The sequence below is a fragment of the Micromonospora sp. NPDC049047 genome, assembly GCF_040649135.1.
Classification (GTDB): Bacteria; Actinomycetota; Actinomycetes; order Mycobacteriales; family Micromonosporaceae; genus Micromonospora.
This window is the reverse complement of the sequence record NZ_JBEZEY010000001.1, coordinates 207,493-232,023: the sequence shown is the minus strand read 5'-3', so window position 1 is coordinate 232,023 and position 24,531 is coordinate 207,493. Positions and strand designations below refer to the sequence as shown.

Below are 24,531 nucleotides of genomic sequence, written 5' to 3'. Positions count from 1 at the left end.
GGGCGCGCGGGGTCGGACCGGACGGAACCGGTCCGACCCCGCGAGCGGTCCGGCCGGGCAATGATCAGAGGACGCGGGTGAAGAACGCCAGACTGTCCTGGACCAGTGGTTCCAGCGGTACGCCGGCGAAGCAGTGGTCGGCGCCCGGCACCACCGACAACTCGACCTCGGCACCCGCGGCGGCCAGTGCTGCGGCAAGCTCCTCGCTCTGCCCGACCGGCACCACCAGATCCTGGTCGCCGTGCACCAACAGGATGGGTGGGGCCTGGCCGGTCACGTAGGCGATCGGACTGGCCGCCCGGCCCACCTCCGGGTGCTCGGCCAACGCGGCTCCGATCAGCAGGGACTCGGGTGAGTCCACAGCGTCGTGGTCGATCGTCGCGGCCGGGTGCGCCTGCGACTGCATGGTCAGCAGGTTCGTCGGCGCGTACCAGCAGACCGCCGCCTGGACGCGGCTGTCGTCCTGATCGTTCCCGGTCAGCGCGACAAGCGCGGCCAGATGCCCGCCGGCCGACTCTCCCCACACCCCGATCCGTTCGCGGTCCACGCCCACCTGGTCGCCATTGCGACGTAGCCAGCGCACGGCCGCCTTGACGTCGTCGAGCTGAGCGGGAAAAGCCGCCTCGCCGCTGAGCCGGTACTGCGCTGAGGCGACAGCGAATCCGGCGCGTAGCGCGGCGGTGAACGGATCCGCTCGCATGAGCCAGTCCGCCGGGTGCTTGGGCGAGCCGAACAGCCACGCGCCGCCGTGGATCCAGACCAGGACCGGGACCGGACCGGAAACCGCCGCCGGCACGACGAGGTCCAACGTCAGCGGGCGGAATCCGGCGACCTCGTTCACGACGATGTCGCGGTACTCGATCCGGTCGCTCCCGTGCCGGTGTGCCGCGTCGGTCATCGCACCATCTTCGCACCGGGGCGGACTCTGCCTCTCAGACGGCGTCGTCGTTCCGCCACGAGTCGACGAAGGCGCCCATCCGCTCCGCGCCCCAGCGTTTCCGGGCCGAGTACCCGTACCAACGACCTTCTGCCATCTCGAAGCGCCACCGCATGACGGGCCCGGGGCGATAGGCGGCGAGGTTGATGCCCAACTGCCTCGCGAACTCCTCTCCCCCGCTGATCATACGATCGAAGTGACCGGGCTTAAGCTCAAGATCACGCACGGCGGTCATGACCACCGCCAACTCCGCGATGCCCGGATGCGCGGGTGTGACGTCGTCGTCCGGCGCCTCCCCCAGCTCCCGAAGAATGAGCAGCGACACCTCGTCCGCGGGGACGCCGTACGTCGGGTAGGTGTATTTGCTCACCCACTCGGCGAACTGGCGAATCTCGGCAGGGTTGCCCGGGTCGGGAGCGAGCCAGCCGAGCGCGACCCGGAACATTCCCACCAAGACGCCCCCCAAGGCTCTCTTGTCGAGAAACGCCCTCGGGTGCAGGCGACGCGCCAGCGAGCGATCTCCGAGCAGGACGGCGTGCCAGTAGTAACCCTGCACCGTGCTCAGCCCGCTCGCCCGCCCCGTGGTCATGACCGGAGGGTAGGAACCGTCCGCAAGCGGTCCGGCTGCGGATGATCTACACGAGGAGGTGGAGTCGCGCGCTGGTCAGCGATCAGCGGACGTGCCGCGCGGGGCCGGTCGGGCCCGGACGTGCAGCCGCTCCCCCTGCGGCCCGAAGAGACTGAGGGCTTCGGCGGTGCCGGGGCCGGGGTTGAAGAAGAGGTGCGGAATACGGGTGTCGAACTCGGCCACCTCCCCGGGGGTCAACGTCAGATCACGGTCGCCGAGCAGCAGGCGTAACCGGCCGGAGAGCACGTAGAGCCACTCGTACCCCTCGTGAACCTGCGGGATCCGGCCCCCGGCGGACGGATCCGGCGGAAAGATCTGCTTGAACGCCTGGACACCGCCCGGTCGGCGGGTCAGCGGCAGGTGCGTCACGCCGTGGATGACGATCGGCTTGGGGCGTACCCGGGGGTCGCCGGTGGCCGGCGCGTCGACCAGTTCGTCAAGCGCCACCTGGTAGGCCCTCGCCAACGGGAGCAGCAGCTCAAGGGTGGGCCGGCGACTGCCGGATTCCAGCCGGGACAGGGTGCTCACGGAGATGCCGGTCAGGTCGGCGAGCTGGGTCAGGGTGATTCCGCGCTGCTGACGCAGGGCGCGCAGCCGGGGGCCGACGGCCGCCAGCGCGGCGGTGTCCTCGTTTGCCATAACGGCAAGGATAGTTGCCAGGTTGCCGGCGACGACGGATGGTGGGCTCAGCTGACAAGGTGACAGGGGGATACCGGTGGACGAGACATACGACGTGGTGGTGGTGGGCGGCGGCGCCGCGGGGCTCAGCGGGGCCCTGGCGCTGAGCCGGGCCCGACGGTCGGTGCTGGTGATCGACGCTGGCGAGCCGCGCAACGCGCCCGCCGGCCATGTGCACAACTATCTGGGCCGGGAGGGGACGCCGCCGGGCGAGCTGCTCGCCCTCGGGCGGGCCGAGGTCGCCGGGTACGGCGGGCAGTTCCGCACCGGAGAGGTGGCGACCGCGACCCGCGACGACGACGGGTTCCGGCTCGACCTCGCCGACGGGGGCTCGGTACGGGCCCGCCGACTGCTGGTGACCACCGGGCTGACCGACGAGCTGCCCGACGTGCCCGGCCTGGCCCAGCGGTGGGGGCGCGACGTGCTGCACTGCCCGTACTGCCACGGCTGGGAGGCCCGGGACCAGCGGATCGGCGTCCTGGCCACCGGACCGTTGGGCGTGCACCAGGCCGAGATGTGGCGGCAGTGGAGCGACAGTGTGCTGCTTCTGCTGCACGACGCCCCGGCCCCGGACGCGGAGACCGCCGAACGGCTCGCCGCCCGCAGCATCGCTGTCGTGCCGGGTCCGGTCGCCGCGCTGGAGGTGACCGGGGACGCGCTCACCGGCGTACGGCTGGCCGACGGCCGGGTGGTGGCGCTGGACGCGGTGGTGGTCGCGACGCGGCTGACTCCGCGCGCCGGCCTGCTGGTGGGGCTGGGCCTCGCCCCGGAGGAGGTGACGATGGGTGAGCACGTCGTCGGAGCCCAGATCCCGGCCGACCCCAGCGGCGCGACGAGCGTCCCAGGCGTCTGGGTGGCCGGCAACGTGGCGGACATCCGTGGCCAGGTGATCACGTCCGCCGCCGCCGGCCTGACCGCCGCGGCGGCGATCAACGCCGACCTCATCGCCGCGGACACCCGGACGGCGGTCGCCGCGTACCGGCAGCTGGTTGCCACGGCGTTCGAGGAGCCGGCGTGGGAGGAGCGCTACCAGTCGCGGCCCTCGGTGTGGAGTGGCCGGCCGAACCCGCAGCTGGTCGCCGAGGTCGCCGACCTGGCTCCGGGGCGGGCGCTGGACGTGGGCAGCGGTGAGGGCGCCGACGCGGTGTGGCTGGCCGAGCGGGGTTGGCGGGTGACGGCTGTGGACATCTCCGCCACCGCGTTGGACCGGGCCGCCGCGCACGCCGACACCGTCGGCGTTGGCGACCGGATCGAGTTCACCCACGCCGACCTGCGCGACAAGCCGCCCGCCGAGCAGGCGTACGACCTGGTCTCCGCGCAGTTCATGCACCTGCCCCCGGCGCAGCGGCGGGAGTTGTTCGCCCGGCTCGCCGAGGCGGTGGCGCCGGGGGGTGTGCTGCTGATCGTCGGGCACCACCCGTCGGACCTGTGGACGACGGCGCGCCGGATGCACATGCCGGACATGATGTTCACCGCGGAGGACGTGGCCGCCGGCCTGGACCCGTCCCACTGGGAGGTCGTGACCGCCGAAGCCCGCCCCCGTCCAGCCACCGACCCGGACGGCCAGCCGCTAACCCTGCACGACGCCGTCCTGGTAGCCCGCCGCCGGTAGCCCGGCCCGAACCCCGTCGATCATGGAGTTGTGGTGCCGGAATAGTGGTGGTCCATGACCTATGTCAGCCGCCACAACTCCATGATCGATACGGGAGCACGCGCCGATACGAGACGTGGTGGGGCGGGACTTCGCATGTGGTCGGCCCGGCGGTAGCGTTGCGCCACACTCACGGCCCGCGGGGCAGGCGACCGCCGACCCGCACGCCCCCGATCGTACGGAGGATGGTGCATGTCCATCGGCGCTGAGCCGCACGCAGCACGCGACGATGCGGCCTCCCGGCCGAGCTTCGAGCTCGCCCTGCGCGGATATGACAAACGCCAGGTGGATCGGCACCTGGAGCAGCTCGACGGCCAGATCGCGATGCTCAGCGGCGAGCACGGCCGCTCCGCGGTCCGGGTCCGTGAGCTGACCGCCGAGGTGCAGCGGTTGCGCACCGAGCTGGCCGAGATGCGGGAGCAGCCGGTGCAGGTGGACCGCGCTTCGATCCACGACCTGGGCCCGATGGTCGCCGAGATCATGACGCTCGCCGACAAGCAGGCCGCGATGATCATCGAGTCGGCGACCGACCGGGCGAACGAGCTGCGCAGCGAGTCGGAGCGGATCCTCGCGGACACCCGGGAGCGGGCCGCGCAGGCCCGGCAGGACCTGTCCGAGGAGTTGGCGACCCGACGTTCCGAACAGGAGCAGGCGCACGAGGAGCGGCGCACCCTGGCCGAGGCCGAGTTGACAGCGATCCGCGAACACGCCGAGCAGTTGCGCGCCGACGGGGAGGCCGCCCACGAGCGCGCCCAGCACGAGGCGAAACGGATCACCGAGCAGAGCGCTCAGCAGCTCAACCAGACCCGGGTCGCCGCCGACGCGCTGATGAAGTCGGCCCGCACCCAGATCCAGCAGGAGCTTCAGTCGGCCCGCTCCAAGAACCAGCAGGAGATGGCCCAGTGGCAGGCCAACGTGGAGCGGGAGGTCAACGAGCGGCGGACCGCCGCCGAGCAGGACATCGCCGAGCAGCAGGCCGCCGCCGAGCAGGAGCTCGCCGAGCAGCGCAACGCGACCGAGCAGCAGATCGCCGAGCTGCTGGCCGAGGCCCAGCAACACGTGACCGAGCTGCGTAACCGGGCCGACGAGCAGGCTGCCAGTCACCAGGAGCAGCTCACCGCCCTCCAGCAGGAGATCGCGGAGCGCCGGCAGGAGGCCGATGAGCTGCACGCCGAGCTGGACACCGCCCGCCAGCAGCTCGCCGAGATCCAGCAGGAGGGCGAGACGCTGGAGAACGAGCTGTCGCGCATGCAGCAGCGGCTCAGCGACGTCCGCCGGGACCTCACCGCCGAGAGCGCCCGGCTGGAGGAGGCCCGTCGGGCCGGAGACTCCGCCGAGCGGCACGCCAAGGAGGTACGCGCCCGGGTGCAGCGTGAGGCGAAGCGGGTCGCCGACCTCGCCGCCGCAGCGGTGATGGCGGCGGCAGCAGGAGGTCCGGAGACCGCCGAGTACCCGATGGTGGGCACCCGGTCGCACCTCGACCGGCCGAGCGTCGACCGGCCCTACGTCGAGCGGACCGGTGGTGGGCGGGCCGAGGGCGAGCACCCCGGCGACGACCAGTCCGGCACCGATCAGCCGAGGGCAGACCAGTCCGATGCCGACCAGTCCGATGCCGACCGGTCCGACGGTGAGCGCGCCGACGGGCCGAACACTGTGGACGAGCCGGTGCCCGCGTCGTCCGACCGGACGGCCGGCCTGGACGGGCACCTGCAGGAGCCCGAGCGGATCTTCACCCGGCCGGAGCCTCCGACACCCGTGCCGTTCCTCGCCTTCGGGCAGCCGGTGAGCGAGAACGGCTCAGCCCGGCACTGACCTCGGCCGTGGTCGTCGCGGGCCCGGGCGAGTTCGCTCCGGGCCCGCGACGGTCGTCCTCAGGGGGAGGGTCGGGGTGACCGGGCGAGGTACCTCTGCAGCTCGGCGACCTCATCGTCGGTGAGGACCGGTGTGAAGTCGAGACACTCCCCCGGATAGAGGCCGGTGCCGGAGCCGGCCACTGTGACGAACCAGGCGCCCTCGTGGCCGTACCAGTGCGCCTGGCCCGCCGCCCCGAGGTCGGCGACGTCGTCCGCGGCGGTGGACGCACCGGTCGAGACGATCCGCACCCACTGCCCGTCGCGCCCGTACGGCGGTTGCGGCACCACCACCTCCAGGTGCTGATCGGCGATGCGCTCCGTCGGCACGCCGAACAGGCGGGCCGCGCCCTCGCGGGCCACAGTGCGCACCTCCCTCATGCTGCGGGTGGCGCCGACCCGTACCTCTCCGGCAGGCCCCTCGACGAGCACCGCGTAGGAGCGGTCCGGCTCGTGGCGGACCCGTGCCCGGAACCGAGATGGGACATCAGCCATCCGACGATGATCCCTCAACCATCCCGCCGCCGCCGGCCGGTAGCGGTTGACCTCGGACGATTCTGCGGGGAACCGGGCCGCTGGCCTCCGCGGAACTGGCAGGCTGGGCTGGCCGCCGCGCACCAGCGGTGGCCGCCGGCCTGCCCGGTGACCGAGAGGAGCGCCCGGTGACCGACCGACCGGAGGAGTTCGACCTGCTCGTGGTGGGCGGTGGCAAGGCCGGCAAGACGTTGAGCATGGACGTCGCCCGGTCCGGGCAACGGGTCGCCATGGTCGAACGCGGCATGATCGGCGGCAGCTGCATCAACGTCGCGTGCATCCCGACGAAGGCCCTGGTGACCAGCGCACGGGCGGCACGTCACCTGCGGGACGCGGCCACGCTCGGCCTGACGGTCGAGGGTGGCCGGGTCGACGTGGACCTGTTGCGGGCGCACAAGCAGGACGTGGTCGAGGGGATGGTGGCCGCCAACCGGCAGCAGTTCCTCGACTCCGGCCTGCACCTGGTGATCGGCGAGGCCCGCTTCGTCGGCCCCCGGACCGTACGGGTGTCGCTCGCCGACGGCGGTGAGCGGCTGCTGCGCGGCGACGACGTGGTCATCAACACGGGTACGCGTCCGCATCTGCCGGCGGTGCCCGGCATGGCCGAGGCCGGGGTGCTGACAAGCGACGAACTGCTGCGACTGGATCGACTGCCGGCCCGACTGGTGGTGCTCGGCGGCGGCACCGTCGGGGTGGAGTTCGCGCAGATGTTCGCGTCGTTCGGCAGCGCGGTGACCCTTGTCGAGGGCGGTCCGCGGCTGCTCACTCGGGAGGATCCCGACGTCAGTGACGCGGTCCTCCGCGTCTTCCTCGACGACGGCATCGACGTGCGCGTCGGCGTCGCGGTTGCCCGCGTCGACCGGGACGTCGACGGCACCCTCCGGGTGACGTTGGACGACGGCAGCCTGGTGACCGGGGATGACGTGTTGGTGGCGGCCGGCCGGGAGCCGGTCACCGACGGGCTCGACCTGGACGCGGCCGGGGTACGCCGCACCGAACGGGGCTTCGTGCTGGTCGACGAGCACCTGCGTACCAGCGCCGAGCGGACCTGGGCGGCCGGTGACGTCGCCGGCAGCCCGCAGTTCACCCACGTCTCGCTCGACGACTACCGGATCATCCGGGCCAACCTCGCGGGTGGCCAACGCAGCACCGCCGACCGGCTGATCCCGTACACCGTCTTCACCACCCCGGAGCTGGCCCGGGTCGGGCTCACCGAAACCGAGGCGCGCCGCGCCGGGTACGACATCCAGGTCGCCCACCTGCCGGTCGCCGCGATCCCCCGGGCGCGCACCCTGCGCCAGACCGAGGGCATGTGGAAGGCGGTCATCGACACCAGCACCGACCGGATCCTCGGCGCGGCGCTGCTCGGCGCCGAGGCCGGCGAGGTGATCACCTCGGTGCAGCTGGCCATGCTCGCCGGGATGCCGTGGACCGCCCTGCGCGACGCGGTCATCACCCATCCGACCATGACCGAGGGGCTCAACCTGCTCTTCGCCTCACTCACGTCCCGCCCGGTCCGCTGACCTCCGCGCCCACTCTCAGCGGCTCACCCAGTTCGCCCACCCGGCGGTCTCTCTCGTCGAGCCCAGCCCAGGAAGCGGTCGAACAACGCGCGCGGGCTGGGTCCGTGGGAAGGGTCCAGGTGGTGGATGTCCTGGGTGGCCTGGCAGAACATGCCGGCCAGGTAGATGGTCAGTCCCGACAGGTTGTCATCGAACTCGGCCCGGAGCCGGAGCCTTGCCTCGCGGCAGGGCCATGGTTTTCCGTCTGCCCGGCAACACCACAGGGGGCGCAGCGGGGTGTGCGGCGTTTCGCCGCACGACGCCGGGCCATCGGGCTTCGGACCAGACGGGTGTACGGGTCGAGCCGAGCTGACGGCGTACGACTTCGGCTATCTCGGGCAGATCGAACGCGGCGACCGCCCCGCCAACGCTATGGCGGTGGCCGCCTATGACCGCGCGTTATCAGCTGGCGGTGCGCTGGAAGCGGAGTACGCACGAGGGCCTACAGGCGACAGGGACATGCGCAGAAGGACGGTCCTCCAGGCGATGGGCGCGCTCGCGGCGGCGCCCGCCGTGGATCGGCTCGTCGAGTGGGAGGTTCTACGGCAGGGGCTCGGCACCGCCGCCGATGTCGACGTCGATGAGTGGGTTGAGATCGTCGCAGACTACGGCTGCGGCTACTACCGTCGTCCGCACGACGAGCTGGTGACCCAACTTGGGCGCGACCTGACCGTGTTGCGCCATCAGATCACCGCCGATCGCGGGCACCGCCGGCCACTGCTTCTCCGCACCGCTGCCCGGCTGTCGGTCATCGTGGCCCTCCGCCTGAACGCATCAGGGCAGGCCGTGCTCGCCGGCAGGTGGCGGGCGAGCGCCCACCGCTTCGCCGACGCGTCCGGCGACACGGAGACCCGGATCCTCACCCGGGCGTGGGACGTGGTGAACGGTTGTTATGACGGTCGAACGCCGGCCAGCGTGGAAGCGCTGCCCACCGCCGTCGCAGCGGCGGTTGCGCACGCAGGTGCAACTGCACCAGGCGGCGGCGTTGTGCCGCAACGGATCCGTCCCAGACGGGCTACGCCTCGCGGCGGACCTGCTCGACCACCTACCCGCCGAACAGCACAACGAGATCGTCCGGGCGGTGGCACGACAGGTCGCCGATGCGGTGGCGGATGCCGAGCGGCACCGTCCGGTCTACGGCGAACTGATGGAACGGGTACACGGCTAGCATCCGGACATGGCCCTGACCTACACCACAAGCCACGGCCACGACGCGGTCCGGTTCTTCGGACCACTTGTCGACCTCTACGGGTGCGTCTACGCCGCGCCGCCGTACGAGGAGGGCCCCGACCAGGTGGCCCGCTTCCGCGACGGGCTGCCCGGCGAGGCCGTCCGGCCCGGTTTCACCCTCGTCACCGTCGCCGAGGGCGTGTCGCTGGTGGGTGCCGCCTACGGCTGGACCATGCCGGCCGGGCACTGGTGGTCGCGCGCTGCGGCCGACCCGCCCGCCGACATCCGGGCGGCGTCGAAGTTGGCGGTCATGGAGTGGATCGTCCACCCGCGCCACCGCGGTGCGGGAATTGGCGCGGAGCTGATGCGCCGGCTGCTCGCCGACCGGCCGGAGCGGTACGCCACCCTCGCCTCCGACCCCCGATCCCACGCCCGGAAGGTGTACGCGCGCAACGGGTGGCAGCAGATCGGCACCTCGATTCTGCCGTGGGGTCCACCGATGGACCTGCTGGTCCTCGATCTTGATCCGAAGCCGATCCGCTGAGCGGAGCATGCCTGCCGGGGCTGTGGCTACCCGGCGATCTCGTCGCGTACCCGTTGCTGGAAGGCGCGGGCCTGCGCCCCGGTGGGCGGCGGCCCGCCGTGCCGCGCGGCGACCGCCTGACGGATCACGTCGGCCGGGTCGCCGGCGTCGAGCAGCCGTTGACCGGCGGCGATTTTGGCCAGCCAGACGCCGTCGCGGTGGCGGACCAGCGATCGGCAGGCGCCGAGCACGGCGTCCTCGGTGCCGGGCGCGGGCTGGTCGGCCGGTGGGGTGGGCAGGGCCAGCCACCAGGTCAGCGCGTCGACGAGCAGGCGGCGCAGGTCGGCGGGGGCGAGGTCGGCGAAGGCCTCCCCCGCGGGCGGCCCGAGTAGTGCGAGTCCACTCTGGTGCAGGATGCTGCGGTCGAGGCCGTACCAGAATCGGCCGTCGGCGGCCGGGCGGTCGGCGGGGTCGAGGGTGCTGCGGAACGCCATGTCGGCCCCGCTGTTCAGTTCGACCTCGAAGCCGGGCTCGGGGGTGCCGGAGGCGGCCACCACCCGGTCGTAGACGACCAACTCCAGTCCGCGCGCCGGGCAGGGCAGCGCCTCGTGCCGCAGCCGGGCCACCAGCGCCCGCTTGGCTGTCCCGGTGAGCGGCCCGGCGCTGAGCAGCGCCACGTCCACGTCGCTGCGGCCCGGCTGGTACGCCCCGAGCCCGACCGAGCCGGCGGCGTACGCGCCGACCAGGTCGGTGCCGAGCACGTCTCGGGCGACGCTGACCAGGTCGTCGAGGTAGCGCTGAAGATCGGAGTGCACGGGCCATCATGACGCACCGGCCGGGACGGGGCCGGACCTACCCCGCGTAGAGCAGCAGCAGACCGGCGACGGTGTAGGCGACCATCAGTGCCAGCAGGGGTAGCTGGCCGGCCACCGCCCGGGCCCGGGGGAACAGGTACAGGGCGCGGTCGTGGGCGAGCAGGGTGCCGAGCAGGTGCCCGAGGATGATGACGGTGATCTGCAGGGTGGCCACCCCGGCGGGTGTGACGAGCGCGGTGTGCGGTTCCCAGTCGGCGGTGCCCAGCCAGTTGGCGCCGGTGTCCAGCGGGTCGGCGAGCAGCGCGACGGTGCGTTGGCCTTCCAGGATCAGCAACGAGTAGTAGTGCGCCACCACGTACCCCACGGCGATCGGCACGATGGAGTGGGCGATCTCGCCCGGCACCGCACGGGTCTCGTCCGCGTCGGCGCGGCCGATGCGCGCCGCGGTGCCGGTGGCGGCGAGGTACGCCACCGCGACGGCGGCGATGACGAGGCTCAAACCGGCGCTGCCGGTGACCGCCGGGTGCAGGCCGTTCTCCTGGCTGAAGCGCAACCAGCCCGGCGCGTTGGAGAGGCTGTCGTACATTGTCGAGCCGAGCAGCACGGTCACCACGGCGACCAGCCCGGGGCGGGGCCGCAGGCCGGCGATCCCGTCGAGCGGGTTGCGCCAGACCAGCACACCGTCGGCGGCCCGGCCGATCGGGGCGAGCTGACCGATAAGGGAGCTGTACGCCTCGAACGGGTCGGCGCTGTCGAACCAGCCGGCGCCGAACAGCACGGCTCCGACCAGCAGGACCACCGCGTACCCGGCCAGCCAGGTGGTGATGACCGGCAGGGTGGCCCGGTCGGGTGCGACAAGTTCCAGCCAGACGAACCCGAGCAGGGTGACGGCGGCCGGCCACATCCCCATCCCCGGCGGCAGCTCACGAACCCCACGCTCCGGGTCGCGGCGCAACGCCAGCGCGCCGAGCAGGTGCGCGGTGCGCAGCGGGTTGAGCGCCCGCCAGACCGGGCCGAGCAGCAGGGACAGTGGAGCCAGGCCGACCCAGAGCAGCACGTAGAGCGCGCCGGCCGTCGGGTTGTCCGCGGTGTCCGGCCCACCCAGCAGGCCCAGGCAGAACCAGGCGGCGGCGAGCAGGCCGAGCCCTCGCAGCACCCACCGGAAGGCGGGCGCGTCGACGAGTTGGGCGAGCCGGCGCGGCACCGGGCGACCGCCGGCGGCGTCCCGGTCGAGTCGGGGTTCGCGCCAGAGCAGGCCCAGCGCCAGGAACGTGACGACGAGGGTCAGCGCGGCGGCGACGACGAGCTGCGGCAGCGTGATCGGTAGGTCCTGCCGACCACCGACGCCGTGCGCCAGCAGCGTTGCGGGGGCGGTCATCCCGCTCAGCGGACGACGAGCTGGAACAGCACCAGCTCGGTCTCGTGCGTCTCCACCTCGAACAGCCCGGTCTGGTCGGCGCGGAACTCCACCGAGCCGGGCTTGCCGGCCGGCAGCCGGGCACCCAGGTCGTAGCCGTGCACGTGCAGCTCGTCCGAGACGTCGGAGGTGACGGTGATCCGCACCAGCTCGCCCTTACCCACGGTTACCCGTCCGGTCGGCGGACTGATTCGCCGCTTCGCGATCGTCACGACGATCTCGCGGTCCGCCGCAGGTGCGGCGGGGGTGGGGCTGGCCGTGGGGCTCGGCGCGGTGGTGGCGGCGCTCGGCGAAGCGGCGGCCGTGAAGGGTGCGGACGTGGTGGCCACCGAGGGGTCGTCGTCCTGCCCACAACCGGCGACGAGGAGGGTGGTGAGGAGGCCGGCGGCGAGGGCGACAGAGGTGCGGGTTGCGGGGGTACGGAGGAACACGGGCGGACTCCGAACGACGCGAGGGGGGACGGGTGTCGAGGTGATCGTCGGGGAGGAGAACTCTACGTCTTGTTCGGTGGCGGGGAAATGACCATGATGAACGAATGCGATCGAGGCTGGTCACTGTGCGTAACATCCTGAGCCGGGCGGTGGCGGCGTTGGCCGCGACGCTTGTGGTGTCGCTGCTGCTGCCCGCCGCCGCGGCGTCCGCGCACGGCCAGTTGGCGACCTCGACCCCGCTGACCGGCACCGTCGTACGGGAGCCGCTTGCCCAGTTGGCGTTGTACTTCACCGAGAAGCCGGCAGCCAACGCGTACTTCACCATCAGCGGGCCGACCGGCTCGCGGGTGGACAACGGCTGGTCATCCGGCGAGCCCAAGCGGCTGGACAAGCCGGTCACGGAATATTTCATGGTCAACGGCGTGTTCGAGCCCCGGCTCTACCACACGGGTTTCCCGGCCATGGTGACTGTCGCGCACTGGCCGGCGAAGGGCCGCTACACCGCCAGTTACCTCTCCGTCGCCTCCGACGGCGAGGCGGTACGCGGCGAGGTCACCTTCGACTACCAGGGGCGTACCACTGCGGCGCCGGCCGGTTGGACGGCGCCCACGGCCGGGCCGGAGCCGGCGCTGCTGGCCCTGGCCGAGGGTGAGGGGTCGGCCAGCCCCGCGGTGACCGGCAGCCCGGCGGGTCCCACCGGCGCCGCGGCGAGCAGCCCGGCTGGCGCCAGCGGGGAGAAGTCCGGCGGCGGGTTCGCGGCCTGGCTGGTCCCGGCCCTGATCGTCGTCGTGGTCGCCGCGATCGTGCTGGTGGCCGCGCGGCGCCGACCCGCCACGCGCGGGGCGTCGACGCCGGGTCGTCGGCCGGCCGGCAGGTCCGGCGCGTCCACCGCCAAGGCCGGCGCGTCCACCAAGGCCGGCGCGTCCACCGGCAAGGTCGGTAGGTCCGCTTCCTCGGGTAAGACAGGTCGTCCGGCCCGGCGTGGACGGCGCTGAGTCGCCTCGACAACCGGCATTCTCCGCGTATCACCACGGACTTTCGCGCGGACATGGAGAACTTTTGATGTATCGACGCGAAGCCATGGACAGCCAAATCGAAACACTTTAATGTCTCGACCCATCAACCCGGTGTTTCCGCAATGTCACTCGTCGGCGTCGAGGACGTTACGAAACCGGGGTCGACGGCCATCCTCACCGCTGCCTCGCACCGGCCGTCGGACACTCCACCGCCCCTTGGAGGAACGATGGGTCCACGCCCGCAACGCCGACTCCACCATCCCGTCCTGGCCACGCTCGCGCTCGTCCTGACCACCGGCCTCTGGGCCGCCCCCGCCAGCGCCGCCCCCGCGCAGGAACCGGGCGTCACGCTGCGCGTCTTCGACGTGCAGGTGCCGCTCTCCGAGCTCTGCACCCTCAAGCCCGCGCAGACCCCCAACGTGGACAAACTCATGTCCACCATCAACTGGACCTCGGCGGCCGACTTCGGCTTCGAGGACAACTTCGTCTCGCAGGTGCTCGGCAACATCACCACCACCCAGGCCGGTAGCTACACGTTCCGGCTCAGCAGCGACGACGGATCCAAGCTGGCGATCGACAACACCGTCGTGATCAACCACGACGGCCTGCACGGCGCGACCCCACCGAAGGAGGGCAGCGTCACCCTCACCGCCGGTCTGCACCCGCTGCGCATCGACCACTTCGAGCGTGGTGGCGGGCAGCAGATCACCCTGGAATGGAAGACGCCCGGCTCGGCGTCCTTCGTGGTCGTACCGAACTCGGCGTTGAGCACCGACGCCGGCGTGGTCCGGGTGACCGCGCCGGGCCGCAAGGAGTGCGAGGGCATCGCCGACACCCCCGGCGACGGCCTGCCACTGACCGGCGTGCACCCCGGCTACACGCTCACCAATCTGCGGCCCAACGGCTTCCAGCCGAAGGTCACCGGGATGGACTGGCTGACCGACGGCCGGCTGGTCATCTCGACCTGGGGTGGCAGCGACCAGTCCGGCACCTCCCAGGACGGTGAGGTCTGGATCCTCGGCAACACCGGCGGCGCGACCACTCCGGGCGCGGTGACCACCAAGAGGATCGCCAGCGGGTTGAAGGAGCCGCAGGGGCTCAAGGTCGTCGACGGGGTGGTCTACGTCTCGGAGAAGCAGCGACTGACCCGGCTGGTCAACACCGGCGGCGACGAGGTGGCCGAACGCCTGGAAACCGTCGCCACCTGGCCGTATGGCGGTAACTTCCACGAGTTCGCGTTCGGGTTGCTCTATCAGGACGGGTTCTTCTACCTGAACCTGTCGGTGTCGATCAACTCCGGCGGGGCCACCACCAACCCGCAGCCCGCCGCCAACCGGGGCACCACCCTCAAGGTCAACAAGGACACCGGCGCGGTCAGCTACGTCGCCGGCGGTCTGCGTACCCCGCACGGCATCGGTTGGGGCCCGGAGGGCGGCATCTTCGTCACCGACAACCAGGGCGGCTGGCTGCCCTCGTCGAAGCTGCTGCACGTCAAGCAGGGCCGGTTCTTCAACCACTACACGAACCCGGCCGGCCCGTTCGACACCGCCCAGGTCACGCAGCCGGTGCTCTGGATGCCGCAGAACGAGATCGCCAACTCCCCCAGCACGCCGCTCTACCTGACCAGCGGCCGATACGCCGGACAGTTCGTCATCGGCGACGTGACGTACGGCGGCCTGCAACGGGCCAATGTGGAGAAAATCAACGGCGAGTACCAGGGCGCGCTGTTCCGGCTCACCCAGGGCCTGGAGGCGGGCGTCTCGGAGGTCAACATCGGCCCGGACGGCGCGATCTACGTCGGCGGGCTCGGCGCGGGCGGCAACTGGGGTCAGACCGGCAAGCTGTCGTACGGCCTGCAGAAGCTCACCCCGACCAGTACCACCGCGTTCGAGATGCTCGCCATGCGGGCCACCACTACCGGCTTCGAGGTGGAGTACACCCAGCCCGTCTCGACGGAGACCGCCGCCGACCTGGCCGCCCGATACAAGGTCAGGCAGTGGCGGTACGTGGCCACGTCCAACTATGGCGGGCCGAAGATCGACGAGGAGACGCTCACCGTCACCTCGGCCACCCTCTCGTCGGACGGGAGGAAGGTGAGCCTCACGGTGCCCGGTCGCAAGGCCGGTCGGGTGGTGCACCTGCGCTCGCCGCGCCCCTTCACCTCCACCAGCGGCCAGTCGCTGTGGAGCACCGAGGCGTGGTACACGCTCAACTCCATTCCGGGTAGCCCACCGCCGCCGACCGGCGGCACCATCACCGGTGCCGGCGGCAAGTGCCTGGACGTCGACAACTCCGGCCTGGCCGATGGCACGAAGATCCAGCTCTACACCTGCAACGGCACCGCCGCCCAGTCCTGGACACGGCTCGACGACACGTACCGGGTCCTCGGCAAGTGCCTGGACGTGGACAACGGCGGCACCGCGAACGGCACGAAGGTCCAGCTCTGGACCTGCAACGGCACCGGCGCGCAGAGCTGGCAGCCACAGTCCGACGGGTCGATCCGCAACCCGCAGTCGGGCAAGGTGCTGGAGGCCGCCGGCGGCAGCACCGCCAACGGCACCCAGATCCAGCTCGGCACGTACGCGGGCGGCGCACATCAGAAGTGGGTGATCGGTAGCGGCGTGACCGGCTGATCCCGGGTGGGGCGTGCGCCGACCGACGGGTCGGCGTACGTCCCCTCAGGGGCCGTGCGGCAGTGGCTGGGCCAACGCCCTCAGCTGCGCCGGGAGTTGCGCCAGGGCGTCCTCGAACTCCCGGTGCCCGACCACCCGGTGCATCGTCTGCAGGACGGCGCGGGCGCCCCGCTCGGCGGCGGGCCTGTCGATCCCGGCGCGGTCGGCCACCCGCCGCAGGAACTCGTCGTAGCCGAACGCCTCCGGCGCCTCGGCGGCCTTGACCAGCAACGGGCTCAACTCGTCGGCCAGGTGGGGGGCCAACGCGCCCGCCTCACCGCCGCTGAGGCGCTCGGTGAGGGTGCGCAGGACAGCCTCGGTCAGTACGCGCGCCGGCTCCGGCGGAATGCCCGCCCGCGCCGCAACCTTGTCGACGAACCCCAGCTCGGCCATGCCCCCGCCCTTCGCTCCGGAAAGGCGTGCCTACCCGGGCCCACCTGTGACAAACCCGCCCGCCAGCCCGGACGGCCACCACGCCGTACGCGGGCACTGCCCCGTCGTTCTGTTCGTTGCGCCGCGCGGTGCCTGCCGCTTCTCGTACGGTGAGGTCGGACCGGGAACCCGACGGCGGCCCGCGCCGCAGGAGGAGCAGATGGCGGTGGACCTGCCCGACGTGATCGACAGGTACTTCCGGGCCGTCAACGACCGGGACCTCGATGCCTTCGTCGCCTGTTTCGCGGACACCGCGAGCGTCGCCGACGAGGACCGGCTCTACGACGGACGGGCCGCGATCCGCGCCTGGCGACAGAAGACGATGGACGCCTACGCGTACACGGCCGAACCGGTCGATGTCACAGCGCAGGCGGGCGACTCGTACCTGGTCCGCACCCGGGTGTCCGGCGACTTCCCGGGCAGCCCGATCGAACTGCGCTACCGGTTCACGCTGCGCGACGAGCTGGTCGGCGCGCTCGACATCCGCCCGTAACCGCCGCCCGCCCGCCCGTCAGGAGAAGACCACGTGCCCCGAGTCTGGCTCATCACCGGTTGTTCCCGGGGTCTCGGTCGGGCGCTCGCCGAAGCGGTGCTCGCCGACGGCGACCACCTCGTCGCCACCGCCCGCACCCCGTCGCAGCTCGACGCCCTGAGCGACAGGTACGGCGAGCGGGTCCGGACGGTGGCCCTCGACGTCACCGACCCGGAGGCCGCCCACGCCGTCGCCCGCGCAACCATCGACGCGTTCGGCAGCCTGGACATCCTGGTGAACAACGCCGGGTACGCCGACGTCGCCGCGATCGAGGACATGCCGGAGGAGCACTTCCGGGCCCAGATCGAGGCCAACTTCTACGGAGTGGTCAACCTCTCCCGGGCGGTCCTGCCGGCGATGCGCGCCCAGGGGCACGGGCACATCGTCCAGATCTCCAGCGTCGGCAGCCGGGTCGCCAGCACCGGCCTGGGCGCGTACCAGTCCGCCAAGTGGGCGGTCAGCGGCTTCTCCGGGGTGCTCGCCAAGGAGGTCGAGGGATTCGGAATCCGGATCACCACCGTCGAGCCGGGCGCGTTGCGGACCGACTGGGCTGGCTCCTCGATGAGCATGCTGCCGATCAGCGACCCGTACCAGCCGGTCATCGACCCGGCCGTGCAGCGGCTCCGCCAGGCCAGCGGCAACCAGCCGGGCGACCCGGCCCGAGCCGCCCAGGCGATCATCCGGATCACCCGGGTCGAGGACCCGCCCCTGCGGCTGCTTCTCGGCGCCGACGCGGTGGCGGGCGCCTCGGCCGCCGCCGAGGCCCTGGCCGCCTCGGATGCGCGGTGGCGCGAGCTGAGCGAGTCCATCGCCTTCGACCCAGCCCCCTGACCGACCCGGCCGTCAGGCGGGCGACGCGCCCGGCATGACCGCGCGTCGCCGGATCGAGCGCCGAACGGGTGGGGCAGCCAACGCACCAACAGGTGACATGATGTGCCGACAACCAGCTGTCGCTAGAGAAGGGTTGCTGCTGCCCGATGGCGCACTTCGCGGCTCGCACGTCCCCCGCACCCGGGCCTGTCGTGGTGACGCTCGCCGCCAACCCGTGGATGGCGGGCTGATGCCGGCCGAGCGACCGGAGGTCGTGGCCGAGCAGAGCGTCCCCGCCCCTCTCGCGGACACCATGTCGTACCAGGTCGCGACGGACGTACGAGCGCTCCGCGCGTTCGTCAGCGTCGGCGCGCTGGCCCGGGGTCTGTCGCCTGATCGGGTGGAGCTGCTGACGCTGGCGGTGAGCGAGCTGGCCACCAACACTCTGCAGCACACCACCGGCGGCGGCCGGGTCCGGCTCTGGGCCGAGTCGGGTCAGCTGTTCTGCGACGTCGTCGACCGGGGGCCGACCCGGGCGTTGGGCCGGCGCATGCCGTCCGCCGACGCGATCCGGGGTCGAGGGCTGGCGATCGTGGAGCAGATCTGCGACGAGGTCGTCGTGCTCACCAGCCCCGGCGAGACCGTCGTACGGATCCGGCTGAGCCTGTGACCGCCGCCGGCGATCCACCCGCCGACGGGCCCCACCGACTGCCACAATGCGGACAGCCCCGGCCGACGGTGACGCCGGGTCGACACCGACCGGAGGACGCCCCGATGCCGGACAGCGCACGCGAGGCAGAGCTGCTCGATGCCGAGCGGACCCTGCAGGCAGCCCAGCGGGCCGGCGACGTGGCCGCCCTCGACCAACTGCTCGTCGACCAGCTGATCGCCGTCGGCCCGGACGGCCGGACGTACACCAAGCAGGATGACCTGGCCGCCCACCGGGACCGCCGCTCGGTGCTTGAGGAGTTGGTCGAGGAGGAGTTGGACCTGCTCGTCGTCGGAAAGACCGGTGTGACGTTCTTCCTGGGCCGGGTGGCCGGGGTGTACGAGGGGGCGGCGTTCGCGGCGAACCTGCGCTACACCCGGACCTGGGTCCACGACGACCCGCACGGTTGGCGGGTCCTCGCCGCGCACGTCAGCCCGGTCTAGACCCCCGGCGTCACCTCGCCGAATCGGCCAGCCTGGCCGCCACCACCAGATCGTTGAGCTGGGCCGCACCGGCGGGCTGCGGGGGCAGCCGGGTGTCGTGGTGCGCCTGGTCCAGCCGGGCCGTCAGGTCGGCGAGGTCACGAGCCAGGACCGGGGCGGCGACGAGGTCGCCCAACGCGCCGTGTTCGGCGCTCCGCTTCGCCGCGATCAGGTCGGCCAGGTACGCCGGCGCGGCTTCGGCCTCGAGCAGGCTCGGCAGGTGCGCCACCACCCGACCGGTACGCATCAGGTGGATGCCGGTGAGCAGCGCCCGGAAGGTGTACAGCAGTGGTTTGAGTTCGCCACTCGTGCCGAACAACCGTCGCTGGGTGGCGGCGAAGCCGCGATAGTGGTGGGCATGGTGCCGGGTCAGTACCAGCGGCGCCAGCTCCACCAACGCCGCGTGCACCGCTGTGGTCCGCACCACCAGCGGGGACAGCAGCTGTTCGAGCACGTAGCCGTTGCGGCCCTGCATCAGCCGCACGAACTTGCGCAGGTCGTGCGTGACCAGATCCAGCTCCACCCCGTCGCGGTCGGCCATCACCGTGCGCGTCTCGGTGGGCGGCGTCAGCCCGATCACCTCCTCGACCGGAAGTAGGTGCACGCCGCGCAGGTCGACGTCCGAGTCGGTGGACGGGAACCCGTACAGGTGGGCGCCGGAGACGGTGGCGAAGATCAGCGGGTACGGCTGCTCGGCGACGACAGCCGTCAAATCGATGCCGGCCGGCAGACCTGCGGCTGCCCAGGCGCTCACGCCGCGCCCCGCACGGAGCGGTCCCGGACCGAGATCAGCCACTGCTCCACCCGCGCCTCGTCGGGCCGTTCCGGCAGCGGGCTGGTGGCGAGGCCCGCCGCCATCCGGCGGACCAGCCGGTCCCGCCAGGCGACGACCTCGTCCCAGGGCACCATGCCGGCCTTGACCGCCAGAAGGCGGTCCCGGTCGGTGCCCACGTCCAGCACCAACCGGCCGGTGCGGACCAGGTCACCCCCGGCGGTCAGCAGACGGATCAGGTGCATCACGTGCCGCCACACCGGCGCGCCGTCGCGGGCGATGCCGCGCTCGGCCTTGCCGAACTGGGCTGTGGCGTAGCGCAGGTAGGTGTCGGCCACCCGCCGGGACAGGAAGGCAGGTGTGAGCGCCCGCAGCTCGGTGCCCAGCGGGGTGCACGTCTCGACGAGCGGCGAGTGCAGCACCTCCAGGACCGTGGGGTTGGCCGCCAGCCCCAGCCCGCAGACCCGCTCCACCTCCCACCGCATCTGCTCCGGGAGTGGTCCCTCGTGGTGCGCGGCGGGTTTCCGCAGCCCCCAGAACGCCGAAGCGGGTAGCGCGTACACCCCACGACGGTCGGTGTCCGAGCCCGCGCCGGCCAGTCCGAACGCCCGGGAGCCCACCACCACCTGCAGGATCGTCCGGTCGTCCACCTGCTGATCCGTCAGTGCCAGTGCCTGCTGCATTGCCGCCTCCCCCGGGCGCTGGTCCGCCGCCCGACCGGGCGGTGTCCGGTGCACACCATGCCCGTCCCGCGGGTTACCGTCGAGCCGTTTGTTCAGCTCACCACGACGTCTACCGGCCCGCTGCGCAGGGTGCCGTCGTTGAGTGGCGTGCAGCGGATGCCGCCGGTCGTGCGGAGCGCCTTCCAGGCTCCCGGACCGACTGTGACGTCCATCCAGGCACAGGGCCGGGCCGCCCGGTTGACCCGCAGGCTGACCGGGCCGTCTCCGGAGTCCAGGACCAGCACCCGGCCGATCAGCTCGTCCACAGCGATCCCGCTGGTGAGGATGTTGCGCCGGACCTCCGCCAGACCGATGCCTACCGGTAGTGACTCCTGGGCGATCACCGTGACGCTGGCGTCACGGTGCGCCTGCTGGCCGAAGTACCGGTCGCCGACGATGCCCAGGTTGGCCCGGATCCGGACCACGTCGACAAGTTCACCGGGTGGGGCCGGCGCGGGGCCGTCCGCCGGCCGGCCCAGGAAGCGGTGCACGGGCGAGGCCAGCAACTCGACGATCTCCGGCATGGCAGGGATTCTACGAACCGCGGCGGACTCCGCGGGCCAGGTCGGCGGAGCGCGCCACCCGCGGCTCAGACCGCAAGTGCCGCCCGGACCTCCCGTTCCGCAGTGACACCCCCGTCGCCGTGCGAGGTGACCCGGCCGGACTCCAACACGTGGTAGTGGTTCGCCACCCGCAACGCGAAGCCCAGGTGCTGTTCGACGAGCAGCACGCTGAACCCGGGCTGCCGGGTCAGCTCCACGATCCGTTCCTGGATCTCGGCGACCACCGACGGCTGGATGCCCTCGGTCGGCTCGTCGAGCATCAGCAACCTCGGCCGGGTGATCAGTGCCCGGGCGATGGCCAGTTGCTGGCGCTGGCCGCCGGAGAGCAGCCCGGCCCGCCGCCGCAGCAGCGGGCGCAACGCCGGAAAGAGATCAAGCACCTCGGCGGTGGCCACCGCGCCGTCGCGCCGCCCGTCGGCGACGAGCCGCAGGTTCTCCGCGGCGGTGAGGTGCGGAAAACTCTGCTGGCCCTGCGGGACGTACGCCATCCCCCGCGCCACCCGCTCGTGCGGCCCGAGTCGGGTGACGTCCTCGCCGTCCAACTCGACGGTGCCGGCACTCGGGCGTAGCAGCCCGGCCGCGACCCGCAGCAGTGTGCTCTTGCCGGCGCCGTTGTGCCCGAGCACGGCGGCCACCCCGTCGGGCGGGACGGCGAGGTCCACTCCGTGCAGCACCTGAGAGCGCCCGTACCCGGCGCGCACCCCGCGCAGCGTCAGCATCATGCCTCCCGGACCGTCGGTGCCGACCCGGCGTCGACCGGGTGGCCAAGGTAGACCTCCTGCACGCGCGGGTCCGCCTGGACCTGGGCCACTGTGCCCTCGCTGAGCACCCGACCGGCGTGCAGCACGGTGACGGTGCGCGCGAACCGACGCAGGAAGTCCATGTCGTGCTCGATCACCACCACCGTGCGGTCCCGGCTCACCGTCTCCAGCAGGGCACCTGTGGCGTCGCGTTCCTCGTGGCTCATTCCGGCGACCGGCTCGTCGAGCAGCAGCAGCCGGACGTCCTGCACCAGCAGCATGCCGATCTCCAGCCACTGCTTCTGGCCGTGGGCGAGCGTCCCGGCGAGGTGCCCGGCCCGCCCGGTCAGCCCGATGATCTCCAGCGCCGCGGCCACCTCGTCGGGGATGTCGCGCCGCCGCCGGGCCAGGGTCGCCCAGCTGCGCCGGGCGCCCGCCGCGATGTCGAGGTTCTGCAACACCGTCAGCTCCTCGAAGACGGTCGAGGTCTGGAAGGTGCGCCCGATGCCCAACCGGCTGATCCGGTGCACCGGCCGGCCCAGCAGCTCGTGTTCGCCGAAGCGGACCGAACCGGTGGCCCGGACCAGGCCGGTGATCGCGTCGACGAGGGTGGTCTTGCCGGCCCCGTTCGGTCCGATCAGGAACCGGATGTCACCGGCCGGCACCTCCAACGAGACACCGTCGACGGCGGTGAACCCGTCGAAACTGACCCGCACGTCACGGACGGACAACCCGTCCAGCCGCTCCTCGCTCATGCCGCTGGCACCTCCGCCCGTTCGGCGCGTCGTCGACCGGTCGGTAACCATCCACGCCGACGCGCTGCCACACCGCCCTCGCGGCGGCGGGCCAGCGCCCACAGCGACGCCAGGCCACCGGGAAGGAACGCCACCACCACCACGAAGAGCAGACCCTGCAGGTACGTCCAGGTGCCGGGAAAACGCTCCGACAGGGCGGTACGCGCCCAGGCCACCGCCACCGCGCCGAGCACCGGGCCGAGCAGGGTGGCCCGGCCGCCCACCGCGACGCCGATGACGAACTCGATCGACGGGACGATGCCGATCAGGGCGGGCGAGATGATGCCCACCGCCGGCACGAACAGTGCCCCGGCCAGCCCCGCCATGCCGGCCGCCACGACGTACGCGACGAGCTTGACCGACGCCGGGTCGTAGCCGAGGAAACGGACCCGCTCCTCACCGTCGCGGACCGCCACCAGCAGTTCCCCGTAGCGGCTCTGGATGAGTTGGCGGGCCAGCGCGAGCAACGCCAGCAGCGTGCCGGCGATGATGAAGTAGACCATGCGCTGGTTGACCGGGTCGTCCAGGTCGTAGCCGAAGAAGCCCTTGATGTCGGTCAGCCCGTTGGTGCCACCGGTGGTGCCCTGCTGCCCGATCAGCAGGATCACCATCGCCGCGGCGAGCGCCTGGCTGAGGATGGCGAAGTACGCGCCCCGCACGCGCCGGCGGAAGACAAGCGAGCCGAGCCCGAAGGCGACAGCCATCGGCAGCAGCACCGTCGCGGGCAGCGCGAACCACGGGCTGGCGAACGGCCGCCACCACAGCGGCAGTTCGTCGAGCTGCCCGTACAGCTGCATGAAGTCGGGCATCCCGCCGGGACCCGCGTCGGCGAGCTTGAGGTGCATGGCCATCGCGTAGCCGCCGAGGCCGAAGAAGACGCCCTGGCCGAGGGTGAGCATGCCGCCCCGGCCCCAGGCGATGCCGATGCCGACGGCGACCATGGCGACGCAGAGGTACTTGGCGAGCAGGGCCAGCCGGAAGTCCGACAACGCCAGCGGCGCCACGGCGAACAGCAGTGCCGCGCCGAACGCGAAGCCGGCGGCGGTCCGCAGCCGCGAACGACCACCGGTGCGGGCCGCGGGTGCGGGGCGGGTGGGCACCGGATCGGTGGCGGTGCTGGGGGGCGCGGGGGTGACGGCGGTCATGCGAGGCTCCTGGTCCGCAGGGTGAACAGGCCCTGTGGCCGCCACTGGAGGAACGCGACGATCGCCACGAACACGATCACCTTGGCGACGCTGAGGGTGGTCAGGTACTCCCCGGTGGCCTGCAGCACGCCGAGGGCGAAGGCGACGATCACACTGCCCTTGAGCTGGCCGATCCCGCCGACCACGACGACCAGGAAGGCGTCGATGATCAGGTTGGTGCCCATTGTCGGGCCGATCGGGCCGAGCAGGGTGAGCGCCACCCCGGCCAGCCCGGCCAGGCCGGAGCCGACGAAGAAGGTGGTCCGGTCGACCCGGGCGGTCGGGATGCCGGACACCGCGGCGAGGTCGCGGTTCTGCACCACCGCGCGGATGCGACGCCCCAGCGGGGTGAGGCGCAGCGCCAGGGTGAGGGCCGCGACGGCCGCCAACGCCAGGGCCAGGATGAACAGCCGGTTGTTGGCGATGGTCAGCCCTGCGGGCAGCGCCACGTTGCCGGTCAGCAGGTCGGGGGCGCGGGTCTGCACGTTCGGGCTGCCGAACACGTCGCGGGCCAGTTGTTGCAGCATCAGCGACACCCCCCAGGTGACGAGCAGGGTGTCCAACGGCCGGGCGTAGAGCCGGCGGATGAGCAGCATCTCCAGCAGGACGCCCATCGTGCCGGCGACCACGAACGCCACCGGCAGCGCGACGACAAGTGACAGGCCGGCCCCGGTGATGCTCTGTTGCAGGACGTAGGTGGTGTACGCGCCGGCCATGATGAACTCACCGTGGGCCATGTTGATCACGTTCATCTGGCCGAAGGTCAGCGCGAGGCCGAGCGCGATGAGCAGCAGCACCGCGCCGATGCTGATGCCGGTGAAGAGTTGACCGAAGAGGACTGTCACGGTGGGTACTCCGTACTGCTGGTCGGGGGCCCGGGCGGACCGCGCGGCAACACGCTCCGCCC

The 24,531-nt window shown here is 72.1% G+C and carries 27 protein-coding genes; 11 read left to right on the top strand and 16 right to left on the bottom strand.

Annotated elements, in window-relative coordinates; genetic code table 11:
- Nucleotides 1–64: 64 nt before the first annotated feature.
- The 3 genes from AB0B86_RS00960 to AB0B86_RS00950 form a co-directional block, all read right to left on the bottom strand.
- Entirely contained in the window at nt 65–898 is an 834-nt protein-coding gene (locus AB0B86_RS00960; protein WP_357409731.1) for an alpha/beta hydrolase, read from the bottom strand.
- A gap of 34 nt (nt 899–932) precedes the next feature.
- Nucleotides 933–1,526 (bottom strand): hypothetical protein, encoded by a 594-nt coding sequence (locus AB0B86_RS00955; RefSeq protein WP_357409729.1) that lies wholly within the window; start codon nt 1,524–1,526, stop codon nt 933–935.
- A 75-nt stretch (nt 1,527–1,601) separates the two neighbouring features.
- Nucleotides 1,602–2,204: a helix-turn-helix domain-containing protein gene (locus AB0B86_RS00950; protein ID WP_357409727.1), complete on the bottom strand. Its 603-nt coding sequence runs from the start codon at nt 2,202–2,204 to the stop codon at nt 1,602–1,604.
- A 76-nt stretch (nt 2,205–2,280) separates the two neighbouring features.
- On the opposite strand from AB0B86_RS00950, the gene AB0B86_RS00945 reads away from it, so the two are divergent.
- Together AB0B86_RS00945 and AB0B86_RS00940 are read left to right on the top strand one after the other, a co-directional pair.
- Nucleotides 2,281–3,855, top strand: a complete 1,575-nt coding sequence (locus AB0B86_RS00945) for a bifunctional NAD(P)/FAD-dependent oxidoreductase/class I SAM-dependent methyltransferase (RefSeq protein WP_357409724.1) — start codon at nt 2,281–2,283, stop codon at nt 3,853–3,855.
- A 231-nt stretch (nt 3,856–4,086) separates the two neighbouring features.
- Nucleotides 4,087–5,706, top strand: a complete 1,620-nt coding sequence (locus AB0B86_RS00940; RefSeq protein ID WP_357414750.1) for a DivIVA domain-containing protein — start codon at nt 4,087–4,089, stop codon at nt 5,704–5,706.
- Between the two features lie 59 nt (nt 5,707–5,765).
- Here the strand turns inward: AB0B86_RS00940 and AB0B86_RS00935 are convergent, their stop codons facing one another.
- Nucleotides 5,766–6,239 (bottom strand): hypothetical protein, encoded by a 474-nt coding sequence (locus AB0B86_RS00935; protein ID WP_357414748.1) that lies wholly within the window; start codon nt 6,237–6,239, stop codon nt 5,766–5,768.
- A 167-nt stretch (nt 6,240–6,406) separates the two neighbouring features.
- Here AB0B86_RS00935 and AB0B86_RS00930 point away from each other — a divergent pair, with 167 nt between their 5' ends.
- The gene (locus AB0B86_RS00930; RefSeq protein ID WP_357409719.1) at nt 6,407–7,801 is read left to right on the top strand and encodes an FAD-dependent oxidoreductase; all 1,395 of its coding nucleotides are present in this window, start codon (nt 6,407–6,409) and stop codon (nt 7,799–7,801) included.
- Between the two features lie 579 nt (nt 7,802–8,380).
- Here AB0B86_RS00930 and AB0B86_RS00925 read toward each other — a convergent pair.
- Nucleotides 8,381–8,524: a hypothetical protein gene (locus AB0B86_RS00925; RefSeq protein WP_357409717.1), complete on the bottom strand. Its 144-nt coding sequence runs from the start codon at nt 8,522–8,524 to the stop codon at nt 8,381–8,383.
- Between the two features lie 208 nt (nt 8,525–8,732).
- Between AB0B86_RS00925 and AB0B86_RS00920 the strand changes: the two genes are divergently transcribed.
- Together AB0B86_RS00920 and AB0B86_RS00915 are read left to right on the top strand one after the other, a co-directional pair.
- Nucleotides 8,733–9,008: a hypothetical protein gene (locus tag AB0B86_RS00920; RefSeq protein ID WP_357409715.1), complete on the top strand. Its 276-nt coding sequence runs from the start codon at nt 8,733–8,735 to the stop codon at nt 9,006–9,008.
- Between the two features lie 9 nt (nt 9,009–9,017).
- Nucleotides 9,018–9,554: a GNAT family N-acetyltransferase gene (locus AB0B86_RS00915; protein ID WP_357409713.1), complete on the top strand. Its 537-nt coding sequence runs from the start codon at nt 9,018–9,020 to the stop codon at nt 9,552–9,554.
- A gap of 26 nt (nt 9,555–9,580) precedes the next feature.
- Here AB0B86_RS00915 and AB0B86_RS00910 read toward each other — a convergent pair whose 3' ends face one another.
- Genes AB0B86_RS00910 through AB0B86_RS00900 form a run of 3 tightly spaced genes read right to left on the bottom strand, consistent with a single transcriptional unit; the run spans nt 9,581 to nt 12,196 of the window.
- Complete coding sequence (locus AB0B86_RS00910) at nt 9,581–10,348, bottom strand: nucleotidyltransferase domain-containing protein (RefSeq protein WP_357409711.1); 768 nt, start codon at nt 10,346–10,348, stop codon at nt 9,581–9,583.
- A gap of 37 nt (nt 10,349–10,385) precedes the next feature.
- A complete protein-coding gene (locus tag AB0B86_RS00905; protein ID WP_357409708.1) occupies nt 10,386–11,726 on the bottom strand; it encodes a hypothetical protein in 1,341 nt (446 codons plus the stop codon).
- A 5-nt stretch (nt 11,727–11,731) separates the two neighbouring features.
- Nucleotides 11,732–12,196, bottom strand: coding sequence for a hypothetical protein (locus tag AB0B86_RS00900; RefSeq protein WP_357409706.1), 465 nt, complete (start codon nt 12,194–12,196; stop codon nt 11,732–11,734).
- 125 nt (nt 12,197–12,321) lie between these two features.
- On the opposite strand from AB0B86_RS00900, the gene AB0B86_RS00895 reads away from it, so the two are divergent.
- Both AB0B86_RS00895 and AB0B86_RS00890 read left to right on the top strand, forming a co-directional pair.
- Nucleotides 12,322–13,191, top strand: coding sequence for a copper resistance protein CopC (locus AB0B86_RS00895; protein ID WP_357414747.1), 870 nt, complete (start codon nt 12,322–12,324; stop codon nt 13,189–13,191).
- 248 nt (nt 13,192–13,439) lie between these two features.
- On the top strand, nt 13,440–15,845 hold the full coding sequence (locus AB0B86_RS00890) for a ricin-type beta-trefoil lectin domain protein (RefSeq protein ID WP_357409702.1): 2,406 nt from the start codon (nt 13,440–13,442) through the stop codon (nt 15,843–15,845).
- A gap of 45 nt (nt 15,846–15,890) precedes the next feature.
- Here the strand turns inward: AB0B86_RS00890 and AB0B86_RS00885 are convergent, their stop codons facing one another.
- A complete protein-coding gene (locus AB0B86_RS00885) occupies nt 15,891–16,277 on the bottom strand; it encodes a DUF2267 domain-containing protein (protein ID WP_357409700.1) in 387 nt (128 codons plus the stop codon).
- 199 nt (nt 16,278–16,476) lie between these two features.
- On the opposite strand from AB0B86_RS00885, the gene AB0B86_RS00880 reads away from it, so the two are divergent.
- The 4 genes from AB0B86_RS00880 to AB0B86_RS00865 all read left to right on the top strand — a co-directional run bounded on the left by AB0B86_RS00880 (nt 16,477) and on the right by AB0B86_RS00865 (nt 18,810).
- Nucleotides 16,477–16,809, top strand: coding sequence for a nuclear transport factor 2 family protein (locus tag AB0B86_RS00880; RefSeq protein ID WP_357409698.1), 333 nt, complete (start codon nt 16,477–16,479; stop codon nt 16,807–16,809).
- Between the two features lie 33 nt (nt 16,810–16,842).
- Nucleotides 16,843–17,679: an oxidoreductase gene (locus AB0B86_RS00875; RefSeq protein ID WP_357409696.1), complete on the top strand. Its 837-nt coding sequence runs from the start codon at nt 16,843–16,845 to the stop codon at nt 17,677–17,679.
- Nucleotides 17,680–17,908: 229 nt separating this feature from the next.
- Nucleotides 17,909–18,328 (top strand): ATP-binding protein, encoded by a 420-nt coding sequence (locus AB0B86_RS00870; protein WP_357409694.1) that lies wholly within the window; start codon nt 17,909–17,911, stop codon nt 18,326–18,328.
- A gap of 104 nt (nt 18,329–18,432) precedes the next feature.
- The gene (locus AB0B86_RS00865) at nt 18,433–18,810 is read left to right on the top strand and encodes a nuclear transport factor 2 family protein (protein WP_357409692.1); all 378 of its coding nucleotides are present in this window, start codon (nt 18,433–18,435) and stop codon (nt 18,808–18,810) included.
- A 10-nt stretch (nt 18,811–18,820) separates the two neighbouring features.
- Here AB0B86_RS00865 and AB0B86_RS00860 read toward each other — a convergent pair whose 3' ends face one another.
- The 7 genes from AB0B86_RS00860 to urtB all read right to left on the bottom strand — a co-directional run bounded on the left by AB0B86_RS00860 (nt 18,821) and on the right by urtB (nt 24,469).
- Entirely contained in the window at nt 18,821–19,579 is a 759-nt protein-coding gene (locus AB0B86_RS00860) for a nucleotidyltransferase domain-containing protein (RefSeq protein ID WP_357415040.1), read from the bottom strand.
- Nucleotides 19,580–19,599: 20 nt separating this feature from the next.
- Nucleotides 19,600–20,304 carry a nucleotidyltransferase domain-containing protein gene (locus AB0B86_RS00855; protein WP_357414745.1) on the bottom strand — a complete coding sequence of 235 codons (705 nt, stop codon included), beginning with the start codon at nt 20,302–20,304 and terminating at the stop codon, nt 19,600–19,602.
- A gap of 92 nt (nt 20,305–20,396) precedes the next feature.
- Nucleotides 20,397–20,867, bottom strand: coding sequence for a molybdenum cofactor biosysynthesis protein (locus AB0B86_RS00850; protein WP_357409688.1), 471 nt, complete (start codon nt 20,865–20,867; stop codon nt 20,397–20,399).
- Nucleotides 20,868–20,932: 65 nt separating this feature from the next.
- Nucleotides 20,933–21,625 (bottom strand): urea ABC transporter ATP-binding subunit UrtE, encoded by a 693-nt coding sequence (gene urtE / locus AB0B86_RS00845; protein WP_357409686.1) that lies wholly within the window; start codon nt 21,623–21,625, stop codon nt 20,933–20,935.
- Nucleotides 21,625–22,401 carry an urea ABC transporter ATP-binding protein UrtD gene (gene urtD / locus AB0B86_RS00840; protein WP_357409684.1) on the bottom strand — a complete coding sequence of 259 codons (777 nt, stop codon included), beginning with the start codon at nt 22,399–22,401 and terminating at the stop codon, nt 21,625–21,627. Before urtD ends, urtE begins: the two co-directional genes overlap by 1 nt.
- Nucleotides 22,398–23,585, bottom strand: coding sequence for an urea ABC transporter permease subunit UrtC (gene urtC, locus AB0B86_RS00835; RefSeq protein WP_357409682.1), 1,188 nt, complete (start codon nt 23,583–23,585; stop codon nt 22,398–22,400). Before urtC ends, urtD begins: the two co-directional genes overlap by 4 nt.
- A complete protein-coding gene (urtB, locus tag AB0B86_RS00830) occupies nt 23,582–24,469 on the bottom strand; it encodes an urea ABC transporter permease subunit UrtB (protein ID WP_357409680.1) in 888 nt (295 codons plus the stop codon). The genes urtC and urtB overlap by 4 nt, the downstream gene beginning before the upstream one ends.
- Nucleotides 24,470–24,531: the final 62 nt, after the last annotated feature.